This window comes from Monashia sp. HAY1-5C, from assembly GCF_056755255.1.
This window is the reverse complement of record NZ_JBPGXG010000763.1, coordinates 1-236: the sequence shown is the minus strand read 5'-3', so window position 1 is coordinate 236 and position 236 is coordinate 1. Positions and strand designations below refer to the sequence as shown.

At 64.8% G+C, this 236-nt stretch carries 1 protein-coding gene; it reads right to left on the bottom strand.

The window, feature by feature from the left end; genetic code table 11:
* A partial coding sequence (locus tag ACR9ZK_RS23465) for a M23 family metallopeptidase (RefSeq protein WP_481344313.1) occupies positions 1 to 224 on the bottom strand: 224 nt, incomplete at its 3' end.
* Positions 225 to 236: the final 12 nt, after the last annotated feature.

Below are 236 nucleotides of genomic sequence, written 5' to 3'. Positions count from 1 at the left end.
CCCCCCCCCCCCCCCCCCTCCCAACCCAAACCCCCCCTCCTAGATGTAGCTCCGTCTCGTGGGCTCGGAGATGTGTATAAGAGACAGTCCTCGTAGACACCGAAGTGCAGGTGGCACCCGGTCGAGTAGCCGGTCGTGCCCGAGTAGGCGATGAGCTGGCGCGCGAGCGGCTGGGGCAACCAGGTGGTCATCGACCACGGCATCCACCTGTCTCTTATACACATCTGACGCTGCCG